The organism is Amycolatopsis lexingtonensis, assembly GCF_014873755.1.
Taxonomy (GTDB): domain Bacteria; phylum Actinomycetota; class Actinomycetes; order Mycobacteriales; family Pseudonocardiaceae; genus Amycolatopsis; species Amycolatopsis lexingtonensis.
On the sequence record NZ_JADBEG010000001.1, the window covers coordinates 8943556 to 8967847 of the forward strand.

The 24292-nt window shown below is 71.2% G+C and carries 23 protein-coding genes; 8 read left to right on the plus strand and 15 right to left on the minus strand.

The features are described 5' to 3' along the window. Positions 1-49: 49 nt before the first annotated feature. The gene (locus H4696_RS41710) at positions 50-1036 is read left to right on the plus strand and encodes an ArsR/SmtB family transcription factor (protein WP_086864067.1); all 987 of its coding nucleotides are present in this window, start codon (positions 50-52) and stop codon (positions 1034-1036) included. Here H4696_RS41710 and H4696_RS41715 read toward each other — a convergent pair. Then, positions 1026-2948, minus strand: a complete 1923-nt coding sequence (locus H4696_RS41715) for an NPCBM/NEW2 domain-containing protein (RefSeq protein WP_158104408.1) — start codon at positions 2946-2948, stop codon at positions 1026-1028. The genes H4696_RS41710 and H4696_RS41715 overlap by 11 nt on opposite strands. A 127-nt stretch (positions 2949-3075) precedes the next feature. Further along, positions 3076-5028: an NPCBM/NEW2 domain-containing protein gene (locus tag H4696_RS41720; protein ID WP_192782815.1), complete on the minus strand. Its 1953-nt coding sequence runs from the start codon at positions 5026-5028 to the stop codon at positions 3076-3078. A gap of 173 nt (positions 5029-5201) precedes the next feature. Between H4696_RS41720 and H4696_RS41725 the strand changes: the two genes are divergently transcribed. Together H4696_RS41725 and H4696_RS41730 are read left to right on the plus strand one after the other, a co-directional pair. Then, the gene (locus H4696_RS41725) at positions 5202-6383 is read left to right on the plus strand and encodes a CaiB/BaiF CoA transferase family protein (protein ID WP_086858890.1); all 1182 of its coding nucleotides are present in this window, start codon (positions 5202-5204) and stop codon (positions 6381-6383) included. Positions 6384-6666: 283 nt separating this feature from the next. Next, positions 6667-7935, plus strand: coding sequence for an aminotransferase family protein (locus H4696_RS41730; protein ID WP_192782816.1), 1269 nt, complete (start codon positions 6667-6669; stop codon positions 7933-7935). A gap of 47 nt (positions 7936-7982) precedes the next feature. Here the strand turns inward: H4696_RS41730 and H4696_RS41735 are convergent, their stop codons facing one another. The 7 genes from H4696_RS41735 to H4696_RS41765 form a co-directional block, all read right to left on the minus strand. After that, positions 7983-8420 (minus strand): VOC family protein, encoded by a 438-nt coding sequence (locus tag H4696_RS41735; protein WP_192782817.1) that lies wholly within the window; start codon positions 8418-8420, stop codon positions 7983-7985. Next, the gene (locus H4696_RS41740; RefSeq protein WP_072476601.1) at positions 8399-8596 is read right to left on the minus strand and encodes a hypothetical protein; all 198 of its coding nucleotides are present in this window, start codon (positions 8594-8596) and stop codon (positions 8399-8401) included. The genes H4696_RS41735 and H4696_RS41740 overlap by 22 nt, the downstream gene beginning before the upstream one ends. Before the next feature lie 133 nt (positions 8597-8729). Further along, the gene (locus H4696_RS41745; protein ID WP_086863402.1) at positions 8730-9233 is read right to left on the minus strand and encodes a GNAT family N-acetyltransferase; all 504 of its coding nucleotides are present in this window, start codon (positions 9231-9233) and stop codon (positions 8730-8732) included. Between the two features lie 31 nt (positions 9234-9264). Further along, positions 9265-10050: an IclR family transcriptional regulator domain-containing protein gene (locus H4696_RS41750; protein WP_192783122.1), complete on the minus strand. Its 786-nt coding sequence runs from the start codon at positions 10048-10050 to the stop codon at positions 9265-9267. Between the two features lie 109 nt (positions 10051-10159). Next, positions 10160-10855, minus strand: a complete 696-nt coding sequence (locus tag H4696_RS41755; RefSeq protein WP_086863403.1) for a 3-keto-alpha-glucoside-1,2-lyase-like domain-containing protein — start codon at positions 10853-10855, stop codon at positions 10160-10162. A 79-nt stretch (positions 10856-10934) separates the two neighbouring features. Then, positions 10935-12473 carry a PH domain-containing protein gene (locus H4696_RS41760; RefSeq protein ID WP_086863404.1) on the minus strand — a complete coding sequence of 513 codons (1539 nt, stop codon included), beginning with the start codon at positions 12471-12473 and terminating at the stop codon, positions 10935-10937. Next, positions 12470-12979, minus strand: a complete 510-nt coding sequence (locus H4696_RS41765) for a PH domain-containing protein (protein ID WP_086863405.1) — start codon at positions 12977-12979, stop codon at positions 12470-12472. The genes H4696_RS41760 and H4696_RS41765 overlap by 4 nt, the downstream gene beginning before the upstream one ends. Before the next feature lie 173 nt (positions 12980-13152). Here H4696_RS41765 and H4696_RS41770 point away from each other — a divergent pair, with 173 nt between their 5' ends. Together H4696_RS41770 and H4696_RS41775 are read left to right on the plus strand one after the other, a co-directional pair. Continuing rightward, positions 13153-14070, plus strand: coding sequence for a proteasome assembly chaperone family protein (locus H4696_RS41770; protein ID WP_086863406.1), 918 nt, complete (start codon positions 13153-13155; stop codon positions 14068-14070). Further along, a complete protein-coding gene (locus H4696_RS41775; RefSeq protein WP_086863407.1) occupies positions 14070-14807 on the plus strand; it encodes a class I SAM-dependent methyltransferase in 738 nt (245 codons plus the stop codon). The genes H4696_RS41770 and H4696_RS41775 overlap by 1 nt, the downstream gene beginning before the upstream one ends. Here the strand turns inward: H4696_RS41775 and H4696_RS41780 are convergent. Then, positions 14788-15213: a MarR family winged helix-turn-helix transcriptional regulator gene (locus H4696_RS41780; protein ID WP_086863408.1), complete on the minus strand. Its 426-nt coding sequence runs from the start codon at positions 15211-15213 to the stop codon at positions 14788-14790. The two genes, H4696_RS41775 and H4696_RS41780, sit on opposite strands and share 20 nt — an antisense overlap. A gap of 65 nt (positions 15214-15278) precedes the next feature. On the opposite strand from H4696_RS41780, the gene H4696_RS41785 reads away from it, so the two are divergent. Both H4696_RS41785 and H4696_RS41790 read left to right on the plus strand, forming a co-directional pair. Next, on the plus strand, positions 15279-15710 hold the full coding sequence (locus H4696_RS41785; RefSeq protein ID WP_086863409.1) for a PaaI family thioesterase: 432 nt from the start codon (positions 15279-15281) through the stop codon (positions 15708-15710). Then, a complete protein-coding gene (locus H4696_RS41790) occupies positions 15707-16516 on the plus strand; it encodes a class I SAM-dependent methyltransferase (RefSeq protein ID WP_086863410.1) in 810 nt (269 codons plus the stop codon). The genes H4696_RS41785 and H4696_RS41790 overlap by 4 nt, the downstream gene beginning before the upstream one ends. Here H4696_RS41790 and H4696_RS41795 read toward each other — a convergent pair. Together H4696_RS41795 and H4696_RS41800 are read right to left on the minus strand one after the other, a co-directional pair. Further along, a complete protein-coding gene (locus H4696_RS41795; protein WP_086863415.1) occupies positions 16513-17499 on the minus strand; it encodes an MCE family protein in 987 nt (328 codons plus the stop codon). The two genes, H4696_RS41790 and H4696_RS41795, sit on opposite strands and share 4 nt — an antisense overlap. A gap of 69 nt (positions 17500-17568) precedes the next feature. Continuing rightward, positions 17569-18750, minus strand: coding sequence for an FAD-dependent monooxygenase (locus tag H4696_RS41800; RefSeq protein WP_086863411.1), 1182 nt, complete (start codon positions 18748-18750; stop codon positions 17569-17571). Positions 18751-18865: 115 nt separating this feature from the next. Between H4696_RS41800 and H4696_RS41805 the strand changes: the two genes are divergently transcribed. Next, positions 18866-19516: a TetR/AcrR family transcriptional regulator gene (locus H4696_RS41805; protein ID WP_086863412.1), complete on the plus strand. Its 651-nt coding sequence runs from the start codon at positions 18866-18868 to the stop codon at positions 19514-19516. Here H4696_RS41805 and H4696_RS41810 read toward each other — a convergent pair. The 3 genes from H4696_RS41810 to fxsT all read right to left on the minus strand — a co-directional run bounded on the left by H4696_RS41810 (position 19513) and on the right by fxsT (position 24276). Continuing rightward, positions 19513-19788, minus strand: a complete 276-nt coding sequence (locus H4696_RS41810) for a YggT family protein (RefSeq protein ID WP_086863413.1) — start codon at positions 19786-19788, stop codon at positions 19513-19515. The two genes, H4696_RS41805 and H4696_RS41810, sit on opposite strands and share 4 nt — an antisense overlap. Before the next feature lie 91 nt (positions 19789-19879). Next, positions 19880-21400 (minus strand): carbohydrate-binding protein, encoded by a 1521-nt coding sequence (locus tag H4696_RS41815; RefSeq protein WP_086863414.1) that lies wholly within the window; start codon positions 21398-21400, stop codon positions 19880-19882. Positions 21401-21606: 206 nt separating this feature from the next. Further along, on the minus strand, positions 21607-24276 hold the full coding sequence (gene fxsT, locus H4696_RS41820) for an FxSxx-COOH system tetratricopeptide repeat protein (RefSeq protein WP_192782818.1): 2670 nt from the start codon (positions 24274-24276) through the stop codon (positions 21607-21609). Positions 24277-24292 lie beyond the last annotated feature (16 nt).

The following is a 24292-nucleotide window of genomic DNA, read 5'->3' on the forward strand; positions in this document are numbered from 1 at the left end:
AGGATTCGAGCCGGTTCAAATCCGCGTGAACCACTGTTAACGTCGGTCCGTGTTCACGCTGCGGGCCGATGCCGAGACGGTGGCCAGGACGCGGTTCTCGCCCTCCCTCGCCGCGGAGTCGCTGGCCTGGCTGAAGCTCACCGCCGACGCCGGCCGTCACCCGGTGTTCGGCGATCCCGGCCCGCTCGCCCGCGCGGCGCTCGCCCACCCGGACGTCGCCCTGCTGCTGGACCTGCTGCCGCGCGTCGGCGACGTCTACACCCCGGACCTGCTCACGCCGCAGCCCGGAACCGCGACCCGGCCAGGCGATCTGCTCGACGAGCAGATCGCGCGGATCGAGGCGACCACGCAGGACGTCCTCGAGGAGCAGGTCCTCGCCTACACGCAGGTCCACTGGAGCCGGCCGCTGCCGATCGGGGCCCGCCTGATCGCGGAGTCGGGCTCGATGCCGCGGCGGCTGGCCGGCGGCCTCGCCCGGTTCTGGCGGGACGTGCTGGCCGACGACTGGCCCGCCCTGCACCCGGTCGTCGACCGCGACATCGCTCATCGCGCGAAGACCATCGCCACCCACGGCGTCGGCGCGGCGCTCGCGTCACTGCACCCCACGATCGGCTGGGCCGGCGACGCGATCACCCTCGCCGCGCCGTTCGACGGCGAGGCCGACATCGCCGGCCGCGAGCTGGTCCTCGCCCCCGGCGTGCTCAGCTGGCCCGGCACGAGCATCCAGGTCGACGTGCCCGGCCAGGTCGTGCTCTGCTACCCCGCGCTCGGGGTCGGCACGGGCGCGGACCGGCCGCCCGGGCGGCTCGCGCCGGTGGTCGGCGAAGCCCGGGCGGCGCTGCTGGCCGACCTCGAAACCGCGCGGCCGACCGCCGAACTCGCCGCCCGGACCGGGTACAGCCCGGGCACCGTCTCCTACCACCTGAGCGCGCTGCACCGCGCCGGGCTCGTCAGCAAGGTCCGGGACGGGCGGTACGTGCTGTACCGGCGGACCGCGCAGGCCGTCGTCCTCGTGGAAGGGGCGCTCAGCAGGTGACGTTCGGCGCGATCCAGTCGGCGTACTCGCCGGCCGAGCCGTCGCCGGCGTCGTCGACCGCGATGGCCAGCTGCTGCACCCCGGTGACCGGGAGCGTCAGCTTCTGCGGCTTCACGCCGGGCCGGACGACCCCGGTCGCGTAGAGCTCGCGGCCGTCGCCCAGGACCCGGAACGCCACCGTCGCCTGCGGGCTCGAGACGTCGTCGACGCCGTACTGGACCGAGAACGACTTGCACGCGCCCCCGAGGTACAGCCGGATCACCGACGGCGCGTGCACGCCCACGCCGCTGTTCGGCTGGTAGCCGACCCCGCCGACCGACATCGCCCGCCCGTTGGCGACGCTGCCGCGTTCCACCGGGCCGGACCCGTTCTCGGAGTAGAGCCACGGCCGCGTCGACAGGTACGTCGTCGTGCCGGCCGGCGGCGCGGTCACCAGCGGCGCCTCGGCCGAACCGGTCGCGGTGCGCGTCCCGAGCACGCTCGTGTAGCCGCCGCTCGCGCCGACCAGCAGCTTCGCGGCCGGAGCCGCGGTCGGCCGCAGCGTGATCTCCCGCGTGACCGAACTGCCCGGCGAGACGTGCGGGACGTCGACCTCCGCGGGCCCGTCCAGCTGCCATCCGGCGGGGACGGTGAGCGCGTACCGCGCGTCGTCGATCGGGGTGTCGCCGTCGTTGGTCAGCGTGACCGTGCCGTCGACCGGCTGACCGGCCAGGAAGCCCTCCGGCAGCTGCACGTCCAGCGTCACCAGCGGATCGGCCGTCGACGGCTGTCCCGGCCACACGCGGAAGAAGACGCTGCTCAGCGCGGGCACGGACGCGCGCAGCGTGCCGGTGCTGGTCAGTTCGGTGCCGGCCCAGAGGTCGCGGACGCGGTAGGCGGGCGCCGCCGCGATGCCGGTCTCGGCGAGGTCGAACGGGATCGTCCGCGCGTACGAGCCGCGGTTGAGCAGCAGCACCGCGACCGAGCCGTCGGACATCGGCTTCGCCCAGACCTCGCCGTCGGACAGGTCGCGGACCTTGAAGCCCGGTGTGCCGGACCAGTCCTGGTCGACCGCGATCACGTCCCGGTTGGCGATCGTGTCCAGCGGGAACGACTCGTTCGGGATGAGCGGCGCGTTCATCAGCGCCCACAGCGAAAACTGCGTCCGCCGCGGGGCGAGGTCGAGGAAGCTGAAGTTGAGGTAGCCGGGATCGCTCCAGCCGCCTGGGCCGGTGAGCCCGGCGAGCGCGGGCTGCTGGTCGACCGCCTGCATCACGCTCGCGAGCGGCTCCGGGAGGTCGCTCGCGAGCTGCCAGGTGTGCGCACCCGCGCCGGGTGCCCACTCCCACTGGCGGTAGTTGTTCGACATCGTGTCGATCATCGCGAGCAGGATCGGCCGCCCGGTGCTCTTGAGCGCGTCACTCATCTTCTTGGTCGCCGCCGCGACGCCGTTCTCGCCGCCGCACGTGTCGTACGCGAGGTAGTCGACGCCCCAGGCCGCGAACGTTTGCGCGTCCTGTTCTTCGTGGCCGCGCGAGCCGGGCATCGCGCGTCCGCAGACCTGGTCGCCGGTTCCGCTGTACAGCCCGAACTTCAGCCCGTTGGCGTGCACGTACGCGATCAGCCCCGGCAGGTCCGGGTACTTCGCGGTGTCCGGGCGCAGCGCACCGTCGGCGCCGCGTGTCGGCTGCGCCCAGCACCCGGCGATGTTGACGTAGGTGTAGCCCGCGTCGCGCAGGCCGGTGCTCACCAGCATGTCGACGGCGGCGCGGACCTTGGCGTCGTCGATCCGCGGGCACTGGTTCCAGCCGCGCGACCACGAGATCCCCATCGGCGGGGTCGCGGCGATCGCGGGCTCGCCGGCGGTCGCGGGCGCGGCGACGGCGGTGGCGAGACCGAGGAGCGTGAGCAGCAGAACGCCGATTCTTCGCACGGCTTCCCTCCCCAGGAGCGTGGCAAGAGCTCCAGGGTGCATCGGGGGACGATCCGGGCATGAGGGGATAAGTGCCGTCCCCGGCCGGGTGACCGGGGACGGCGGGTGGTGCGTGATTTTCCCTTGCTCAGCAGGTGATCGCGGCGTCCGCCCAGTCGGCGTGGTCGTTGGTGTTGCCGTCGCCGCCGTCGGTCACGGCCAGCTCCAGCACCTGCACGCCGGCCAGCGCAGCTTCGAGCGGCTGAGCCTTGTCACCGGGGTGCAGGACGCCGGTCGCGGCGAGCTCCTTGCCGTCCCCGAGGATGCGGAAACCCGCGCTGCCGCCCGAATTCTCGTCGTCCAGGCCGACGAGCGCGCGGACCGACGTACAGGCCGCGCCGACGTAGACGCGCACGCTCGACGGGGCGTGCGCGCCGATCCCGTCGTCGTAGCCCACGCCGGCGATCGTGATCCGGTGCCCGTCACCCGCCGCGCTCTCGCCGTTGCTGGTCCCGCGCTCGACCGGGCCCCAGCCGTTGTCGGACGACATCCACGCGGCCTTCGACAACGCCGTCGTCCCGGCGGCCGGGCGCGTGACCAGCGGTGAGCTGCCTTCCGACGTAAGGCTGCGCTGGCCGTACAGCGTAAGGTAGCTCGCCTTCGCGACGAGCGTGACGCGCTCACCCGCGGGCGCGACCGGCTCGAACGTGACGTTCTGCTGCCACGTCCTGCCGGGCGCCACGACCGGCACGGTGAACGCGCCGGGGCCGCGCAGCCGCCAGCCTGCCGGGGCCGCGATGCTCGTGCGCACCTGCGCGATCGGCGTGCTGCCGTCGTTGGTGACCTTCAGCGTGGTGGTCAGCGGCCGGTCGGCGGGCACGTAGTCCGGGTTCGGCAGGGCGAGCGTCGTCAGCGGCGCGGCGGACGGCTTCTTCTCCGGCCGGACGCGGAACGTGGCCGAGCCGTGGGCCGGGACGGCCGCCCGGACGGTGCCCGACGTCTCGGTCTGGGTGCCGGTCCAGAGGTCGCGGACGCGGAAGCTGTGGCCCGCGAGGTTCAGCTCCTTCGCCGTCGTGGTCATCGCCGTACTCGCGGAACCGCGGTTGAACAGCACGACCGCGGCCGAACCGTCGGACATCGGCTTCGCCCAGACCTCGGTGTCGCCGTCGTCGCGGATCTTGTGGCCCTGCACGCCGGCCCAGTCCTGGTCCAGCGCGATGACGTCCTTGTTCTCGAGGATCGCCTTGGTGGCCGGGGTCATCGCGGGCAGATCGTTCCCGGCCAGCAGCGGCGCGTTCAGCAGCGCCCACAACGAGAAATGCGCGCGGTACTCGGCGTCGGTCATGCCGCCGTTGCCGACTTCGAGCATGTCCGGGTCGTTCCAGCCGCCGGGCCCGCTGTACTTCTCCAGGCCGACCTGCTGGTCGAGGATGCCGGTCAGGCTGCCCCAGTTGTCGCTGATGTCGCCGGTTGTCCGCCACAGCTGCGCGCCGGCGTCACGGCCCCACGTCCACGGGTCGTTCTCGCCCCATTCGCAGAGCGCGTAGACCATCGGACGGCCGGTCTTCTTGATGGCGTCGCCCATCTTCGTGTAGCGCTCGATCGCCGGGCGGCCCTGGTTGTTGCAGTTGTCGTACTTGAGGTAGTCGACGCCCCAGTCGGCGAACGACTGTGCGTCGGCCTCCTCGTGGTCGAGGGCGCCGGGCATCGTCTTCTGGCAGGTCAGCGTGCCCGCGCTGGTGTAGATGCCGAGCTTGAGGCCCTTGTCGTGGACGTAGTCGGCGAGCGCCTTGATGCCGTGCGGGAAGCGCTCGTGGTTCGGCTCGAGCTTGCCGTCGGCCGTGCGGTTCTGTTCGGCCCAGCAGTCGTCGATGTTGACGTACTGGTAGCCCGCGTCCTTCATGCCGGTCGACACGAGCGCGTCGGCGGCGCCGCGGATGAGGTTTTCGTCGATCTCGCAGCCGAACTTGTTCCAGCTGTTCCAGCCCATCGGCGGGCGTTCACCGACGCGCTGGGCGGCGAAGTACTGGGGTTCGGCGGCCGCGGGGGTGGCCGGTACGACCGCGACCACCGTGGTGCAGGCGGCTATCGCGGCCGCCATTCCAACAAGACGACGCATAAATACCCTCCAGGAGTGCGCAACTCTGCACAGACTCACTCAACAATCAACAGGACGGGAGTGACCGTCGTCTACGTCCGTTAGTAGGTAATCCATTTCCGGGGGTGCGCGAGGTAGAAAGGGGGCTGGCCGCCCAGTTCGACGAGGAGCCGCTGATGCCCGAAGGATTCCGCCCGCTCGACGGGATCAAGGTCGTCGACCTGTCCCGCATCCTCGCCGGCCCGTACTGCACCCAGTACCTCGGCGAGATGGGCGCGGACGTGGTGAAGGTCGAGCCCCCGGGCCACGGCGACGACACCCGCGGCTGGGGTCCGCCGTTCGTCGGCGACGAAGCCGTCTACTACCTGGCGGCGAACCGGAACAAGCGCGGGATCGTCCTCGACCTCAAGAGCGACCGCGGCCGCGAGGCGCTGCGCCGGCTGGTCGCGGACGCCGATGTGCTCGTCGAGAACTTCCGCCCGGGCACGCTGGAGAAATGGGGGATCGGCTACTCGTCGCTGGCCGAGTCGAATCCCCGGCTGATCCACGTGTCGATCACCGGGTTCGGGCAGACCGGGCCGTACCGCGACCGCGCGGGTTACGACCTGGTCGCCCAGGCCCTCGGCGGCGTGATGTCCCTGACCGGCGAGCCCGACGGCGCGCCGGCGAAGGTCGGGCTGCCGGTGGCGGACCTGAACGCGGGGACGTGGGCGATCATCGCCGTGCTGATGGCCCTGCAGGCGCGGCACACCACCGGCCGCGGGCAGTACCTCGACGTGTCCCTTTTGGACAGTCAGCTGGCGTGGCACGTTTACGCGGCGGGCGCGCACTTCTACGACGCGCCCCGCCCGCGGCGGATGGGCTCGGCGCACCCGAGCATCGTCCCGTACCAGGCGTACCACGCGGCCGACGGCTGGCTGATCATCGCGGTGGGCAGCGAGAAGCTGTGGCACGCGTTCTGCGGGGTGCTGGAGCTGGACATCGCTTCGGACCCGCGGTTTTCGTCGAACGCTTTGCGGGCCGCGCACCGCGATGAGCTGAACGCTCTTCTGGAACCGGTGTTGGTCACGCGCACGGTGGCGGAGTGGTCGAAGTCCTTTGACGCGGCGGGTATTCCGGCGGCTCCGATCAACGAGATCGACGACGTGTACGCGGATCCGTGGACGGCGGCGCGCGACCAGGTGGTGCGGCTGCCGCACCCGACGGTGGGGACGTACGTGGGGACGGGGTTTCCGGTGAAGGCGTCCGATACCCCGGCGCGGGCTTCGTCGGCGCCGCCGACGTTGGGGCAGCACACGGCGGAGGTGCTCGGGGAGCTGGGGTACTCGCCGGAGGAGATCGCGGAGTTCCTGGAGTGAGGTTCAGCTCGCCGTCGGTCTCCAGTGGAGAAAGTTCGCCCGGGCGGCGAGACCTGGACACCGGTGGGGCCGGCCTGTGCGTACCGGATCATGCGCCGGATGCCGAGCGGCTCGTCGGGAGTCCGGCGGAGCCACTTCTCGTAGCCGGTGCCGCAGCAGCGGCACCGCTGTTACGCGTTGCGGTGCCATCGCGGCCAGTCCGGCGGCTGGAACTGTGCACGATGGAGTGTTCGCGCTCACCGCTTCGCCCTGGTAGGGATGGGGGCAGGACTGAGGAGGACCGATGGCAGCACAGCACGCCCTGTGGCACCCGTTCGCCGACATGGGGGCGGTCGACGGCGACCGGATGGTCATCACGCGTGGCGAGGGGTCGTACGTCTGGGATGACGGCGGGCGGCGGTACTTCGATGCGACCGCGTCGCTCTGGTACGCGAACTTCGGGCACGGGCGGCCGGAAATCACCGACGCCGTCGCGAAGCAGCTGCGGACGCTCGACTCGTACAACCTGTTCGGCTACAACGCCAACGAACCGGCGATCGAGCTGGCGGACCGCGTCGCCGCGCTGGCGCCGGAGCCCGGCTCGAAGGTGTTCTTCGGCTCGGGTGGCGGGGACGTCATCGACACCGCCGTCAAGCTGGCGCGGGCGTACTTCGCGCACACCGGGCGGCCGGAGAAGGTGCACGTGATCGGCCGGGCGCAGGGGTACCACGGCACGCACGGCTTCGGCACCGTGGTCGGCGGCATCCCGGCCAACGCGGCCGGCTTCGGTCCGCAGCCGCCGGACTTCTCGCACGTGCCGTACGACAGTGCGGCGGCGCTGGAGGCGGAGATCGAGCGCGTCGGGGCGGCGCGCGTGGCGGCGTTCTTCTGCGAGCCGGTGATCGGCGCGGGCGGTGTGCTGCTGCCGCCGGACGGGTACATCGAGGAGGTCGCGGCGATCTGCCGCCGCCACGACGTGCTGTTCGTCGCGGACTGCGTGATCGCGGCCTGGGGCCGGCTCGGCACCTGGTTCGGCATCGACCGCTGGGCCGTCCGGCCCGACATGATCACGACGGCGAAGGGCATCACCGGCGGCACGATCCCGCTGGGCGCGCTGATCGTGGCCCCGCGGGTCGCGGAACCGTTCTTCACCGGCGCGCCGGGCGCCCCGATCTTCCGCCACGGCGCGACGTACGCGGGCCACCCGGTGGCGTGCGCGGCCGGCCTGGCGACCCTGGACATCTACGAGCGCGACGGCCTGATCCCGCGCGGCCGCGAACTCGAGAAGCCACTGGCCGACGCCGTGTCGGGCGTGAGCGGGCACCCGCTGGTGGCAGAAGTCCGCGCGGGGCTCGGCTTCCTCGCGGCCGTCGAGCTGACGGCGGAGGTCATGGACGCCGACCCGGGCGCGCCGGTGAAGCTGCAGCGTGCCTGCCGGGACGAGGGTGTGATCGTGCGGAACCTCGGGCGCGGGGTCGCGGTGTCACCGCCGCTGATCGCGGCCGAGCCGGAGCTGGACCTGCTGGCGGAGGCGCTGCCGAAGGCCTTGGACCGGTTGGCCGCCCAGCGCTGAGGGACGCGCGCCGGCGGCGGCCTCCGGTCCGCCGCCGGCCCCGCACCTCACGAAATGCAGAACTCGTTCCCCTCCGGGTCCGCCACGGTCACCCAGCTGTGCGGCCCCTGCCGCCCCCGGTGCAGGTACGTCGCCCCGCGGGACGTCAGCTTCTCCAGCGTCGCCTCGACGTTGTCCGCCCCCACCCAGACGTCGATGTGGAGCCGGTTCTTCACCGTCTTCCCCTCCGGGACCTCCTGGAAGAGGATCCGCCGTGGCGGCCCGTCGGGTGGCGAGTCCGGATGCCGGATCGCCGCGCCGGTCTTCCAGACCAGCGACCCGCGGTAAGTCCGGGTTTCCTCCTCCTTCGCGTACCCCTTCGCGATCATCTCGCGGATGAAGCCTTCGTCCGTCGGTTCCACGGACCAGCCGAGCGTCTCGGCCCACCAGTCGGCCTGCACGTGCGGGTCGGCCGAATCCACCACTACCTGGAAGTCATGCGCCATACCGGCACGTTAACGACCGAGTCCGACATTTTCCGGAGCGCCGGGTCCTCGGGGACGACCGTGAAGCGCCACTTGTCCACGCCGCCGCCCATGATTTCGGCGTACCGGCGGGCGCCGTCGGCGTTGGCGAAGCGGACCTGCTGGCCGTTCGTCAGGTGGGTGATCTTGACCGCCACAACAACCTCCCGAAGTCTGTGGGCCGGCCCGCGGAGCTTCCCCCTCCGGGACCGGCCCGCACAGTAGAACACATGTTCGACCGTGCGCGCCAGTGCATCCCCCGGCTAGGGGAGAAATCGGCAAAACTCCAGGTCAGAGCGGTCGGATCATCGCGACACGCGGCCAGGCGTCCAGGCCGCGGGCCGCCTCGGCGCCGCGGATCGCGCGCAGCCCGTCGCCGATTTCACCGTCCGGGAGGACGTGGAACCGGAGCCGCTCGTAGTAGGGCGCGTTCCACGGCACGGCGGCGAACGTCGTGAGCGTCAGCGCCGGCAGATCGCGGGCGAGCGCCCACTCGGCGAGCGCTTCGATCAACGCGCGGCCCAGCCCGCGCCGGGCGTGGGCTGGGTGGACCGAGACCTGCTCGATGTGCCCGTGCCCGTCGACGACCTCCGCGACGAGGTAGGCGACCGGCCGGTCGTGCTCGTCGACGCTCACCCACGCGCGGCCGTCGGACTGGTACACCGCCAGTTCCGCGACCGACCCGGGGTCGTCGTCGGCGATCGCCGTCATGCCGATGTCGCGGAAGAGGCTGCCCGCCTCGCGTTCGATGTCGATCAACGCGGGCAGGTCGTCGGGGCGCGCGAGCCGGATCACCCGGTCATTCCTACGGGCTCGCGCGGGATTCTCACAGCGAATAAGACGAGATCGTCCGCTGGATCCGGATCGCGTACTCCTGCAGGGCGCTGATCGCGGTGTGCCGGGCGTCCTCGGTGATCCGCGCCGCCGGGCCGGCCATGCTGAGCACCGTCGGCCGCCGTCCGTAGGCGTGTACCGGGACCGAACACGCCCAGACGCCTTCGTCGATTTCTCCCGAGCTGACCGAAAACCGGTTCTCCAGCGCGTGCTTCAGCTCGTCGCGGATGGCGGTACCGCGCTGCTCAATGATCGACGGCAGCCGCCGGTCGCGTTCCATCTCCGGCAGCAGGGCGAGCAGCATCTTGCCGGACGCACCGAGCCCGAGCGGCATCGAATGCCCCGGCTCGAACGTGAACCGCATGGCGCGGTCACACTCGACGCGGTCCGCGCACACGGCGGCGTCGCCGAACTGCTGAAACAGCATCACCGTTTCGCCCAGCTCCCGCGCGGCCTCTTCCATCGACGGCCGCGCCAGCCGGACGAGGTCGTTCGCCAGCTGCGCCGCCCGCGCCAGCGGCATCACCTGGCTGGTCAGGTGATAGTGCCCGGCCCGGCCTTCTTCGAGCAGCTGCAGCTCCTTGAGCAGCGCCACATAGCGGTAGGTCGTCGCGACCGGGCTGCCGATCGTCGCGGCGAGCTCGGCGACGCTGGCCTCCCAGCGGCTTTCGGAAAAGGCGAGCAGCAGCTGCAGGACCTTGCGGGAACTGCTGGCACCGGGGGTGCGGCGCGGCGCGGAGGTGGCGGGACCGTCGACGGCACTGACGGCAGGCGTCATCATGACCTCTCGGTGAGACAAAAACGACCTTCGCTATCACACGGGGTGAATAAATTAGCACGTTGTGTTAAACGAAAGCCAGTAATCCGCCACCCGGGGATACCGCGGTTCAGAGCGTGAGGAACTCGCCCGGTTTCGTCACGACCGGTGACTCGACGTAGAGCCCGCGGTACTCGTCCTGGATCCCGGAGTTGTGCACCTGCAGCGCCAGCGGACCGGTGCGGCCGGCGGTCTGGTCGGTGAACCGCAGGACCTCGACGCCCTTGCACGTGACGGCCGTTCCGGTGAGCGGGCAGCACACCATGCGCGCCACTCCGGTGGCCGCGTCCCCGATCAGCTCGCACTGCGCCCACTTCTTGATGTCGATCGTGGGGTGGGACAGCTGCTTGAACAGTTTCCCGCCGCCGTCGTTGTGGCCCGGCCGGTAGTCCCAGTGCCCGCCGTTCGGCGGCTGGAACTGGATGGCGCTCAGCGCGTCGCGAATCGGGTCGGTGGTGCCCCAGATCAGCACGGTCGGTTTGTGGTTGCCCTTGACCTGCCGCACATTGAATATCCACCGAAACGTGCCGACCTGCTGTTTGTTGTAGTACAACCAGCCGCGCGCGGTGCCGTTTCCGTGGATGACGCCGTTTTTCGCCGACCACAGACCGGGCTTGGACGACGTCCAGGCGGTCAAATCGGCACCGTCGAACATCGAGACCAGATTCGGGTCGCCGTACGGGTTTTCCGCGGCCGCCGCGGTGGGCGCGAACGCCGACGCCGCGACGATCCCCGCGGCGAGCACGCCGAAGAACTTCCGGAACATCCTGCCGTCCTTTCGTGAACGCGATGGACCCAGCGTTTCGGACGGCGGATTTCACGCTACGAGCCGCGGCCGCCAGGCGTCAACCGCGGTCCCGCTCACCGGTCAGGAACGGCGTCAGCAGCCCCGGGACGGCCTGGTCGGCCAGCGCCAGCCCCTCGGCCTCCCCGACGTCGAGCACGCGGTACTTCCCCTTGCCCGCGGCCACCGGCGCGATCACCGTGACGAGGCCGGCGCGGCGCTGGAAGTACGAGCGCTCGACGACGATCCCGGTCATCCCGTCGCAGCGGACGGCCGCCGTGCCGCGGTCCAGCGAGCCCGAGCGCGTCACCAGGTAGCGGCCGGTGAGCGCGTGGCCGAGGCCGCGGTAGCGGTCCCAGCCGACGAGCGCGGCGAACGGCAGCAGCACGAGCGCGGCCTGCCACGGCCAGTCCGGCAGCGCGCCGAGCCACGCGAGGCCGTAGAGGGCCGCGGCCAGGAGCAGCACCCCGACGACGGCGCGTGAGATCCGTCGGTACAACGCCCGGCGCGGGTGCGGGGTCAACGGCGTCGCGGCCGGATCCTCGCCGAGCACCTCGGCGACGACTTCGTGCGCCTTCGCCAGCGGCGCGGGCGGGAGCAACAGGCCACCGCCCTTGTCCGCGCCCTTGCCCTCGCGCAGGCCGCCGGCGATGGCGACGACGCGGGCGCCACCGGCCAGCCGCAGCGGCAGCGGCTCGCGGATTTCGACGCCCCGCAGGCGCTCCTCCTCGATCGACACCGACCGCGTCGTGATCAGCCCGCGCCGGATGTGCAGCGTGCCGGCGGGCTCGCGGGTGAGCCGGAAGTTCCAGAACGAGAGCACGTACCCGCCGACCGACAGCACCGACACGAGCACCAGCAGCCCCGCGGCGGCCAGCACCAGGCTCAGCCACGTCGGGGTGTCGGTGAAGTGCCCGACGACCGTCTGGACCAGGGAGAACTGGATCGGGTCGAAGTGCAGCTCGTGCGCGAAGTGGTAGACGGTGCCGACCACCGCGCCGACCACCGCGAGGCCCGAGAGCGTGAAGGGCGCGTACCGCAGCCACTTCTTGTCGACGGCGGCCACGAGCTGCTCCGGCGGCGCGGTGACCTCTTCGGAGGGGGCCGCGGCCTTACGATGTAAGAGCAGCGTCCGCAGCCGCTGGGCCTCGGCGACGGTGACGGCGTCGAGGACGAGTTCGTCCTTGCCCGGTCCCTTCCCGTGCGAGTGCCGCCCGGTGCCGATCCGCGCCGCGGCGAGGGAGAACAGCCGGTGCTTCGGCTCGGAGGTGACGTCGACCGTGCGGATCCGGTCGCGGGGGATCGCGCGCTGCTTGCGCAGCAGCAGCCCGGTGTGCCACTCGACCTGCGTCGCGGTGATCCGGTAGCGCGAGGTCAGCACGTGCGAGACGCCGGTGCACACGGCGATCGCGGTGAACGCCAGGCCGATCCACTGCCACGGCTCGCCGTGGCCGAACAGCAGCGCGCCGAGCAGCACCGGCAGCGACTTCGCCAGGTCCAGCACCGGCCGGATGAGCAGCATGCGCCGGTCGAGGCGGTGCCACGGCGCGTCCTGCGTGCCCTCGGCGGGTGGGGTCACGACGGTCTCGACGCTGCTCATGTCGCGTCCCCGCGCATGGCCTGGGTCGTCTTCGTCAGCTCGTCGGCCAGCTCCAGCGCGCGGCCGTGAGCCAGGCCCGAGATGCGCAGCGGCCCCGCCGCGGACGCCGTCGTCACGGTGATCTTCGCCAGCCCGAACAGCTGCTCGAACGGGTCGCGCTCGATGTCGACGGTCTGGATCCGCGAGACCGGCGCGATCCGCCACTCCTGCTTCAGCCAGCCGGCCTGGGTGTAGACGGCCTCGGCGGTGACCTCCCAGCGGTGCACGCGGTAGCGCCACTGCGGCATCACGACCAGGTGCAGCGGCGCGAGCACGCACGAGACCACCAGCGTCACGCTCAGGAACGACGGCGGGTCGTCGCTGGTCACGACGATGACGGTCTGCAGCCCGAGCAGCACGATCCAGAGGATCGCGGCGGTCGCCGTCCAGTAGCCGATGGCCCGGCGGCTCACCCGGTGTGCGGGCGGCCGCAGCCGCAGCGCCGTGTTCGTGGTGTGGTCGGTCACCCCTCAAGCGTGCCCGATCGGGGACTTGCGCGCCCAGGACACTTGTCATGATGCCGATCCGGTCCGGCCTCGATCGCATGGCGTTACGATCGGCGGCACCGTCGGAGGAATGGAATCCCCGCACGCGTGTGTTGTGCTTGAAGGATTGTCCTATAAGCAAGCAGGAGGACCCGGTGGGACTCGATCCCGACGACCTGTACGAGGTGGACTCGGACGTCCCCGACCTGACCGGTGCGGTGCTCATGCACCACTTCGAAGGGTTCATGGACGCCGGTTCGGCGGGCCGTCTGCTGGCGGAGCACCTGCTGACCGGCGAGCACCGGGTGGTCGCCCGCTTCGACGTCGACCGGCTCATCGACTACCGCTCGCGGCGGCCGACGATGACCTACGCGGTCGACCACTGGGAGGACTACGACGCGCCCGAGCTGGTCGTGCACCTGCTGCACGACACCGACGGCACGCCGTTCCTGCTGCTCTCCGGCCCGGAGCCGGACCACGACTGGGAGCGGTTCTGCCGCGCGGTCCGCAACCTCGTCGAGCGCTGGGGCGTCCGGCTGACCGCCGGCTTCCACGGCATCCCGATGGGCGCGCCGCACACCCGCCCGCTCGGCGTCACCGCGCACGCCACCCGCCGGGACCTGGTCGGCGAGCACCAGCCGCTGCCGAACCGGCTGCAGGTCCCGGGCAGCCTCGCCGCGCTGCTGGAGTACCGGCTCGGCGAGTGGGGCCACGACGCCGTCGGCTTCGCCGCGCACGTGCCGCACTACCTGGCGCAGTCGACGTACCCGGCCGCGTCTCTCATCGTGCTCGAAGCGCTGAGCCGCGCGACCGGGCTGAGCCTGGCCGAGGGCGAGCTGCGCGAGGCCGCGGAGCTCGCCGACGCCGAGATCAACCGGCAGGTCGCGGAGTCCGACGAGGTCGCCGACGTCGTCCGTGCGCTGGAGCGGCAGTACGACACGTTCGTCGAGGCTTCGGAGAAAGGCTCGCTGCTCGCCGAGTCGGTCGAGCACATGCCGACCGCGGAGGAGCTCGGCTCGCAGTTCGAGCGGTTCCTGGCCGAGCAGAACGGCGGCGACGGCCCCGAGCGCTGATGGCGCGCTACGACGAGATCGGGATCGGGTACGCGCTGGGGCGGCGCACCGACCCGCGGTGGCTCGCGCCGGTCCTCGACGCGCTGGGTGCGGCGCGTTCCGTGCTCGACGTCGGTTCCGGGACGGGGTCGTACGAGCCGCCCGGCCGCCGGGTGGTCGCCGTCGAGCCGGCGGCGGAGATGATCCGGCAACGCCGTCCCGGCGCCGCGCCGGTCGTGCGGGCGGTCGCGGAGGCGCTGCCGTTCGCGGCCGGGACGTTCGACGCCGCGCTGGCCGTGCTGACCGTGCACCACTGGCCGGACTGGCGCCGGGGCCTCGACGAGCTGCGCCGGGTCGCGCCCCGGCAGGTCGTCCTGGCCTACGACACCGCGCTGCACAACGACTTCTGGCTCGTGCGGGAGTACGTGCCGGAGGTGGCTGCGCTCGAGCGGTCGCGGCCGTCGGCGGCGGAGATCGCGGACCACCTCGGCGCGTCGTCGGTGCTCCCGCTGCCGGTGCCGTGGGACTTCACCGACGGGGTGTTCCCGGCGCACTGGCGGCGGCCGGAGGCCTACCTGGACCCGGCGGTGCGGCGGTCGTGCTCGGCGCTCGCGCAGACGTCGCCCTCGGCCGTCGAACGGGGGATGGACCGGCTGCGGGCCGACCTCGAATCCGGCCGGTGGCACGCGGACCACGCGGAGCTGCTGTCGCTGCCGGAGTGGGACGCGGGCTTCCGGCTCATGGTGGCGGCCAGCTAGCCAGCTTCCCGACGGCCTCGGCCGTCCGGCGGAAGCCGTCCTCGCCCAGTACCGCCCGCAGCCGCGCGTTGAACTCTTCGACCTCGGGCGCGACGCGGGCCAGCGCGGCCTCGCCCGCCGCGGTCAGCTCCAGGACGATCGCGCGGTGCTCGCGCGGGTGGGCCCGCTTGGCGACCAGGCCGGCGCCGGTGAGCCGGGTGACCATCGCGGTCACCGCCGACTCGCGCTGGCCGAGGCGTCCGGCGAGGTCCCGCTGGGTCAAGCCGCCTTCGCGGACCGCGAAGAGGGCACCGAGCTGGGCCGAGGTGATGCCCGCGGCGGCGGCCAGCCGGCGGTCGGCGTCCACGCGCAGGCGGTGGGCCGCCTGCTGGAGCAGGAAGAACAGGCGCTGGTCGGGTTCGGGCACGCCCCGATCTTGACAGGCGGCGGACCATCGCGCCATTCTCACTTCACTAGTGAAGTGAGGGGTCCATGCTCGACATCGAAGCCGCCCGCCGGGGTCTCGCGAGCCAGCCGTTCAGCCGCCTCCTCGGCGCCCGGTTGACCGAGTTCGGCGACGGCGCCGCCACGCTGGAGCTGGACATCCGCGACGAGCTCGAGCAGCAGAACGGTTACCTCCACGGCGGGGTGCTCGCATACGCCGCCGACAACGCGCTCACCTTCGCCGCGGGCACGGTGCTCGGCCCGGCGCTGCTCACCGCCGGCTTCACCATCGACTACCTGCGCCCGGCGGTGGGGGTCACGCTGCGGGCCCGCGCCGTCGTCGTGCAGGCCGGGCGGTCGCGGGCCACCTGCCGGTGCGAGGTGTACACAGTGGACGGCGACGGCGGGACCACGCTGTGCGCCGCCGCGCAGGGGAGTGCCCGGCTCCGCGCCGGGGCGTCAGGTATCGTCCCGGGATGAACCTCGCGAAAAACCGTTCCTCCGTAAGGAAAACCCTGGGCAAGCTGCTCCACGCGCTGGCCTCGAAAGTGCACGACCCGTACACCGATCAGCTGAACCGGATGGCTGTGGAGCTGCGCGAAGAAGTGGTCCGCCAGGGTGACCGGGTCCTCGATCGGGTGGTGGAGTTCGAGATCCGCAGCCGCCGCGACATCGTCTACGCCGGCGATCAGGACGCCGCCCTCGAGAGCAACGTCTTCGCCCGCGAGCACCTCGTCGGCTCCCGGCACTTCGGCAAGCCGAAGGAGACCCTCGAGTACGCGCTTTCCCTGGCGCCGCAAGGCGGCATGGCGCTGGAGTTCGGGGTCGCGTCCGGCAACACGCTGCGGACCATCGCCCGCGCCCGCGGCGGGCGCGAGGTCTACGGCTTCGACTCCTTCGACGGGCTGCCCGAGGCGTGGCTCAACGGCATGCCCGCCGGCGCGTTCGCCCGCGACGACCTGCCCGACGTCCCCGGCGCCGAACTGGTCGTCGGGCTCTTCCACGACAGCCTGCCCGGGTTCCTGGCCGAACACGAAGGGCACGTCGACTTCCTGCACGTCGACGGCGACCTCTACAGCTCCGCCAAGACCGTGCTCGACCTCTGCGGGCCGCGGCTGCGCGCGGGCAGCATCGTGCACTTCGACGAGTTCTTCAACTTCCCTGGCTGGAAGCGCCACGAATACCGCGCCTGGACGGAGTACGTCGAGCGCACCGGCGTCGAGTTCGAATACGTCGCCTACACCTACAGCGACAACCAGGTGACGGTGAAGATCACCAAGCCCTAGCCGTGGCAGCCTTCCTCGTTCAGCGGGCCGATCGAGGGGAGGATCAGCCCGCACAGGTAGCCGTCGACGAAGCGGCCGGTGCCGGCGATGTTGGTGCCGAGCCGGACCAGTGGCGCGAACCCCTTGATGCCGGCGGCGAGCGCGTCCTGGTTGCGCTGCAGCATCGACGTCAGCTGGTCGAGCTGGGTGAGCAGCGGGCCGACCTGGGCCTCGTTTTCGTTGATCAGCCCGGAAAGTTCGGTGGCGAGTTCACGTGAGCCGTCGAGCAGCGTGGTGATCGCCTGCTCCCGGGCACTGACTTCGGAGAGCAGCTGGTTGCCGTCGGCGAAGAGCCGCTGGACGGCGGCGTCGCGGTCGACGAGCGTCTGCGACACCGTCCTGGTGTTGGCGAGCAGCGTGGCGAGCTGGTGGTCGCGGGAGGCGAGGGAATCCGACAGCCGGGACAGCCCGGTGAGCGCGGCGCGGACGTCCTGCGGCGTGTTCGCGAGCGTCGCCGAAAGCGTGTCGAAGCTCTTCGCCAGCTGACCGGTGTCGATCTTGTCCACAGTGGACGAAAGCTCGCCGAAGGCCGCGAGGATGTCGTACGGGACGCTGGTGCGGGACCGTGGGATCGGCTGCCCGGGGTCGAGCGTGCCGTCGCCCTCCGGGTCGAGCGCGAGGTACTTCTGGCCCAGCACGGTCTTGAGCCGGATCGCCGCGCCCGTCGCGTCGCCGAGCCAGGCGTCCTTGGCCTTGAAGGAAACCAGCACGTGGTCGCCGCGCAGCTTCAGGTCCGTGACGCGGCCGACCTTGACCCCGGCGATGCGGACGTCGTTGCCCGCGAACAGGCCGGCCGCCTCACTGAACTCGGCGGAGTACGTGGTGCCGTCGCCGATCACGGGCAGGGACCGGACGTTCATCGCCGTCACGACGCCCAGCGCCAGCACGGCCAGCCCGGCGATCGCCGTCCTGACGGGGGCGTCGGCGGCCCGGCGCGGTGACATGGCGTCGAGGGTGACGCACACCACGCCGGGCCGCCAGCCGAGTCCCCCGATGAGACGAAGATCGCCGGCTCACGCGGCGGTGAGCGCGGGGTACTCGCGGTACTCGATCGCGTTGGCGGCGCGGTCGGTCATCCAGGTGAACACCTTGCCGAACAGCCGGGTGCTGATCATCCGGTAGGCGCGGTTGCGGCTGCGGATCTTCGCGACCGTCGGCGGGGCGAGGAAGTTGCCCGAGCCCTTGCCGTTCTTCTGCCCGACCGTCGCCGGCTTGCGCAGCCGCTCTTCGTACTTCGCGAACGCCGTCACGTGGTCGCCGCCCGCCGCCGCGAGCTCGCCGGCCAGCACCTGCGCGCCCATCATCCCGAGCCCGGTGCCGGAACCGCCCGGCCCGGCGCACCACGCGGCGTCGCCGAGCAGCACGACCCGGCCCTTCGCCCAGCGGTCGAGGTGGATCTGGCTGATCGAGTCGACGTAGAGGTCGTCGGCCGCGGGCAGCGCCTCGAGCAGCTTCGGCACCTCCCAGCCGGTGTTCGCGAACAGCCGCGCGACGAGGGCGCGCTGCTCGCCGGGGGAACTGCGGAACTCGACGCCGTCGGCCGCGAAGACCAGGCTGACGTGCAGCTTGCCGGCCAGCCGGTGGCTGCCGACCGTCACGCCGCGGCCGGGCTCGTTGTACATGACGCTGGTGTGGTCGAGCCCGAGGTGGTTGGGCGCGGTGAAGCCGGCGATGCCGAAGCCGAGGTCGTGCCGGAAGTCCCGCTCCGGGCCGAACGCGGCGGCGCGGACACCGGAGTGCACGCCGTCGGCGCCGACGACCAGGTCGAACTTCCGCGGCGCGCCGTGGCGGAAGGTGACCTCGACGCCGTCGGCCGTCTCGGTCAGCGCGGTGACGCGGTCACCGAAGACATATTCGGTGTCGTCCTTCGTGTGTTCGTAGAGGATCCGAGCGAGGTCGCCACGCAGGATCTCGACTTCGCCGCTCCACGCGGCGCCGGGCACGGTCAGCGCGGGCCGCGCGTCGAGGCCGAGCACGGTCTGGTCGCCCATCGCCGTTTCGCACCGGCGGATGTCGGCCAGCACGCCCATCGCGGCCAGCAGCTTGACCTGTTCGCCGCGGAAGTCGACGGCCTGGCCGCCGGGGCGCAGCGCGGGGGCGGCCTCGACGACGGTGACGCGGTAGCCGCCGCGGTGCAGCCACCAGGCGGCGGTCGGGCCGGCGATGCCGGCGCCGGAGACGAGCACGGTCTTCATCGGGGGTTCCTCTCGGTCGTGGTGACCCGAGAGTGCGCGGCGCCGCTGACGGCCCGCGCACGGTTCGCTGACCGTTCGGCCGGTGGGCCGGGGTCCGAGTGGCTAGCATGGCGCGGTGGACCGTTCCGCCGCAGACCGGATCCCGCAGGACGGCGACGAAGCCGTCGAGGCGCGCATCCTGGGTGCTGCCGCGCACCTCATCGCCGAAGAAGGGTTCGGCAGGCTGAAGATCGGTGCTGTCTGCGCGCGCTCCGGCTACGCGCGGTCCGTCATCTTCCAGCACTTCGGCGACAAGGAAGGGCTGGGGAAACGGCTGATCGAGTTCGCCGTCGAAGAGTTCACCAACTCCTACAGCGAGGCCGTCGCGGCCCGGACCGGGGCGGCCACCGCGACGCCGATGGACATGCTGCGCGCCCTGCTCGACATCATCTTCGAGCTGATCCGCACGATGCCGACGCTCAACCAGGCGTTCCTCGCGCTCTGGGGCGACGGCGCCGCGGAGTACTCGGCCCTGCGCGGCACGCTGACCGAGGCCGACCGCCGGTTCCGGTTCGCCATCGCCCAGACCGTGGCCAGCGGCGTCGCGGACGGCTCCATCACCGGCGTCCGAGACGCGGACGCGTACGCCTCGGCGCTGCTCGCCCAGCTCCGCGGCATCTCGATGCAGGCGCTGATCGACCCGGACGGCATCGACCTGCGCGGCCTGCGCGCGGAGCTGGAGAGCGGCGTCGACCGGCTTTCCGCGGGGTTCCGCGGCACGCTTTAGAGCGCGAACACGATGCTCCGCAGCACGATGACGCCGATGAAGACCAGCGTGAAGGCGAGGTCGAGCGAGATCCCGCCGATCCGCACCGGCCGCACGACCCGCCGGACGGGCCCGATCACCGGCTCGGTGGCGGCGTAGGCGAGCCCGCGCGCCCGCCGCGCCCACGGCGGCGTGTCGGCGACCGCACCGACCCAGTCCAGCACCATCCGCGCGACCAGTACCAGCAGGTACAGGCTCAGTGCGAACCCGAGCAGCGTCCACAGGGCACCCATGGTTCCTCCCGTTCTCCCTACCCCGAGAACGCACGGACGGACCCGGAAAGTGCCGGATCCGTCCGTTTCACAGCTTTTCAACAGGAACGCGTCAGCCGAAGGTGACGACCAGCCGGCCGTCCGAGGCGAAGGACCACCGCAGCGTGCCGCCGTACGACGAGCACCGGGACCCGTTCGCGCCGGTCCAGAACTGGTTCGAGCTGTCGGCGTTCCCCACGGTCTTGTCGTTCGACCCGCTGACGGCGAACCGGCACGAGGTGTTCGTGCGGAACACCGAGGTGCCGGTGTCGAAGGAGAAGTTGCGCTCGGCGTTGTCGATGCCGACGTTGTCGGAGACGGTCATCGTGCCGGGGTTGCTGTTGTAGGTGAACCCGTGGTGCCCGTTCCGGTAGGCGATGTCGCGCCGCACGATGTGGTCGACCGCGATCTTGTCCCCGCCGAGCTTGAAGCCGTTGCGGTCGCCGTTCGTGTTCACCGTGCCGTCGCTGAGGGTCCCGTTCGAATAGGCGAGGGAATCCTCGATGGTGACCGGGCCGATCGGGCCGGTGTCGGTCTTGGTGTAGAGGTCCCAGCCGTCGTCGATGTTGTTGTGCGAGACGTCGTAGCGGAAGACGTTGCCGGTGCCGGAGGTCAGCTTCGAGGCGAACCCGTCGGCGTCCTCCCCGTCGGAGTCGGCGTTGTCGTGCGATTCGGAGCTGACGACGAGGTTGTTGGACGGCCATTGTTCCTTGGGGGTGTCCGACGCGATCCGCGAGATCTGCAGCCCGGAATCGCGGTTGAAGCGAGTCACCACGCGTTCGACGACGTTGTTGCTGCCCCCGACGAAGATCCCGTTGTCCCCGGCCCGCTCGACGACGATGCCGGCGACGCGCCAGTACGACCCGTTCAGGGCGAGGCCGCGGTTGGCCGGGTCTTCGGACATGGCCGAGAAGTTGAGCACGGGCGTCTCGCCGGCGTAGGCGGAGAGGGTCTTGCGGGCGCTCGAGCTCCCGCTGTTGGCGGGCGGGATCGTGACGGTTTGCGAGTAGTTGTAGGTGCCGCCGCGCAGGGAAATCGTGCCGCCCGCGCCGATCTTGGCGATCGCGGCGGGGAGGGTCAGCGGATCGGCGAGCGTGCCGGCGGCGGAGTCCTTGCCGTTGGGGGCGACGTAGAGGGTGGTGCCCGCTTGGGTGCCGCCGGTGGTGAACTCGGCGTAGTCGATGTTGGGCAGCCCGCTCGCGGTGGTCGGGCTGAGCCGGACCGAGCTGCTGTTCGCGGGCAGTGGGATCGTCTGCGAGGCCCAGGTCGACCAGGAGCCGGTGGCGGGGAAGGTGAGGGACTGGGTTTTGACGCCGTCGACGAGGACGTCGGCGGCCCGGGCGCTCGTGGTGCCGTTGGCGAACCGGACGACGGCGCTTTCGGCGCCGGCGGTGGAGAACTGGACGTAGGCGCCGACGGCGTTGTCGCCGTTGCAGAAGCCGGTGCCGGAGTAGCCGGGCCAGTTGGTGTCGACCGTGCCGGTACAGGTGGCGGCTTCGGCTTCGACGCGTTGGGTCGCTGCTGTGGCCGGGGTGGCGGTGGCTGTCGCTGCGATGAGGGCCGCGGTGGCCGCCAGTGTTGCGTATGAACTCATGCACGCCTCCTCGTTGAGCCGGATTTCAGAGGGTGAGAGCGCTCCCGGGATACCGTCGGTTTCCGTTGGGGCGTACGGTATCACCGGGGTGGTGGGGATGGGGTGGGCCAAGTGGGTTGCGCTGGATGAAAACGCTTTCAGTGGAGTGCTGAAAGCGCTTTCTTTGTTTCGGGTTGTGTGGTGGTGGGCTTGCGAACCAGGTTGGGCTAAGGGCTGTTGTCGCCGAGGACGCGTTCGCGGCGGGCGCGGGTGTCTTCGTCCAGTTCGCGGGCCCGCCGGTGCTCGCCGAGCCTGCTGAGGGTGATGGCGAGGTTGTGGGCGGAGGTGAGGGTGTCGGGGTGGTTCTCGCCGAGGATGCGTGTGCGGCGGGCGAGGGTGTCCTCGTTCAGTTCGCGGGCTTGTTGATGCTCCCCCAAGTCGCTGAGGGTGATGGCGAGGTTGTTGGTGGAGGTGAGGGTGTCGGGGTGGTTCTCGCCGAGGATGCGTGTGCGGCGGGCGAGGGTGTCCTCGTTCAGTTCGCGGGCTTGTTGATACTCCCCCAAGTCGCTGAGGGTGATGGCGAGATTGTTGGCGGAGTTGAGGGTGTCGGGGTGGTCGTCGCCGAGGATGCGTTTGCGGTGGGCGAGGGCGTGTTCGTGCAGTTCGCGGGCTTGCTGGTGCTCGCCCAGATCCCCCAAATCGACGGCGAGGCTGTTGGTGGAGGTGAGGGTGTCGGGGTGGTCCTCGCCGAGGATGCGTTTGCGGCGGGCGAGAATGTCCTCGTCCAACTCGCGAGCCCGTTGGTGCTCGCCCAAGTTTGTGAGGTCGTTGGCGAGGTTGTTGGTGGAGTTGAGCGTGTCGGGGTGGTCCTCGCCGAGGATGCGTTTGCGGCGGGCGAGAATGTCCTCGTCCAGTTCGCGGGCTTGTCGATATTCGCCCAGCAAGCTGAGCTTGGCGGCGAGGTTGTTGGCGGAGTTGAGCGTGTCGGGGTGGTCCTCGCCGAGGATGCGCTTGTAGCGGGTGAGGGTGTCCTCGTTGAGTTCGCGGGCCCGTTGTCGGTGTTCGCTCAGCATGCTGAGCGCCATGGCGAGGCTGTTGGCGGAGGTGAGGGTGTGGGGGTGATCATCGCCGTATGCGTCTCTGGCGAGTGTGTACGCGCGTTCCTGCAGGGGCAGTGCGGCGCGGGCGTTGCCGCGGGCCTGGAGGTAGAGCCCGGCGTAGTTGAGCAGGTGCCTGATTTCCGCGGTCAGCCTGTGCGGCGCGCGTTCCGGCTCGCAAACAGTGAGCAAGTGCGGCAGGAGCGCCTGCCATTGGGGCCAGCTGGACGGGTTGTTCCACGGATCGTCGGGTACACCGTCGTACAGCAGGCGGACCGCGATGGCGGGCCAGCTGGCGTCCGGGTCGTCGCCGTCGTGGCGGGTGCGTGCCCGCAGCAGCGCGGCGGGGACACGGTGGAGCTGGATGGTCGTGGTGGTTACCTCGGCCATACCCCGGCTACGCAGCGCTGTGGTGATCTCGGCGAACGCCAGCGGGTCTCGTGCGGCCTCGCCTGCCTGATGGGTGAGCAGGGTGAGCGGTACCTGTTCGGGAGCCAGCCAGGCGACCAGGGTCAGCGTGTGCAGCGCCGCGGGATTCTCGTCAGCGAGCTGGTCGAACGACATCGTCCACGCAGCGGCCACCGAGACCGGGTAGCTGCTGCCCTTCTCGTGCCGGGCCATGAGTTCGTGGGCGCGCTGGGCATGCAGGTCGAGATAGGTATCGGCAGTCCAGCCGGTAGCCGCAAGGAGACGCGAAGCCTGGTCGACAGCCAGCGGCAGGTCGCCGAGGGTATCGGCGATGCGGTCGGCATCGGTGTCACTGAGCCGGGCACAGCGAGCTTGCAGCAGCTGGACGGACTCCGGACGGGTGAACTCCCGCACCGGCAGAGCGGCGCCAACATCGTCCCAGTCCGGGTTCCGGGACGTGATGATCACGTGCCCGTCCCCACCCGGCAGCAGCGGGCGAAGCGCAGCGGGGTCTTCGGCGTTGTCGAACACCACCAGCCACCGCCCCCGCGACTCCAAAGCCCCGCGCAACCGGGCCAGCGCGACCGCGGGCGAGTCCTGCTCGGTGGCCAGGTCCAGCGCCTGAGCGAGGTCGACCAGATGCCCGGCGACGAGATTCGGGTCTTCCGACGGGACCCACCAGGCCAGGTCGTAGTCCCCGGCGTGCCGGTGCGCGTATTCGATCGCCGTGGTGGTCTTGCCGACCCCGCCCATCCCGTTCAGCGCCTGCACCACCGCGGGCCGCCCGGAACACAGCGCCGTCCGCAGCCCGGCCAGCAGCTCGTCGCGGCCGGTGAACGTGACGCTTCGGGCAGGGATGTTCGAGATCCGCCCCGCCGGCATCGACTGCTGCCGGGGACGGGCGACGCGGGTCAGCGCCTGCAGCAGCTTGGTCTCCAGCTGACCCGGCGAAGACACCTTGGTGACGGTCAGGCCGCTGTCGTGCAGCCGCTGCCGGAACGCCTCCTGCCGAGGCCCGTACTTCAGGTCCCGGATCAGCGCCGGCGGCCCCTCGGTGTCCTCGGCCAGCACGAACACCAGCCGTTCCATCCCGGCGGCGCTGGCGATCTGGAACTCCTGCTCGGTGTAGGACACCTCCGGACGGTCCCGCACCGGCATGCCGTACCGGAACCCGGCAATCAGCACGTAGACGTCGGCCTCGGCCAGCATCTCGCGGTCCAGCTGCTCCGGTGTCGCGTCCCGGGCGGTGAAGGACGACATGTCCACCACCGCGTCGCCGGCCGCGGCCACCGCTTCCTTCGCCGCCGCCACGAAGGACCGCGGCTTCGGCCACTCGCCCAGCTCGCTGGTGTGGCTGAGGAACACCCGCCTCGCCTGCTCCTCGCCCGCCACCGCCCGCTCCCTCGCG